We start from the raw sequence: 736 nt of genomic DNA, 5'->3' as shown, positions 1-736 counted from the left end.
CTGGACATCTATCATCGCGTACCGGTCCTCTGGCAGGATGCGCCGCCGTCGAACCCGTGGCGTGTCTCGTTCAAAGCCATGCTGCACATGGCCAACGATTCCAAATATTTCCACACCCGTAAGGACCTGGAGAAGGCCGGCTGGCATCTCGTCGGTAACGTCTTCACGCGAGGGTCGGGCGAGGACGCCGAGTACATGCTCCCGCTGATCGAGGCGAAGATGGTCCACCATTTTGACCATCGGTTGGGAACGTACGAGGGGCAGACCCAAGCTCAGGCGAACATGGGAACCCTGCCCCGGACGACGCCCAAGCAGCACGCCGACCCGGACTTCGTCACGCTGCCGCGCTACTGGGTCGCCGAGGAGAAGGTCGAGAAGAAGATCGGCGAGCGGTGGGACCGCGGCTGGCTGCTCGGCTGGCGCGACATCGCCCGCGCCTCCGACGAACGGACCCTGATCAGCGGCGCGATTCCGCGTTACGCCGTGGGAGACAAGTTCCTCCTCGCATTGCCATCCGAACGGGGAGCCCTTCTGCAGGCAAACTTCTCCATGTTCGTGCTCGATTACTGTGCCCGACAGAAATTCGCTGGCACCTCGTTCAAGTACTTTCTCATGAAGCAGCTTCCCGTGCTGCCGCCGGAGCGGTATGACGAGCCGGTGGGGTGGCTGGCGGGGGAGGCGTTGACCGCAGGGCTGCGCGAAGGTCGCGTGGTGTGACGGCCTGTTGCGTTAAGTG

Annotated in this window: 1 pseudogene; it reads left to right on the top strand. The window is 63.3% G+C overall.

Going from position 1 to position 736, the window contains the following annotated elements:
- Nucleotides 1-717: pseudogene (locus AC08ON_RS11410) on the top strand (Eco57I restriction-modification methylase domain-containing protein); the annotation flags it as partial.
- Between the last annotated feature and the right edge of the window lie 19 nt (nucleotides 718-736).

It is taken from the genome of Frankia sp. CoWAU3, from assembly GCF_977971855.1.
Note: the sequence above shows the minus strand (reverse complement) of the source record. Positions and strands in the feature narration are given on the sequence as shown.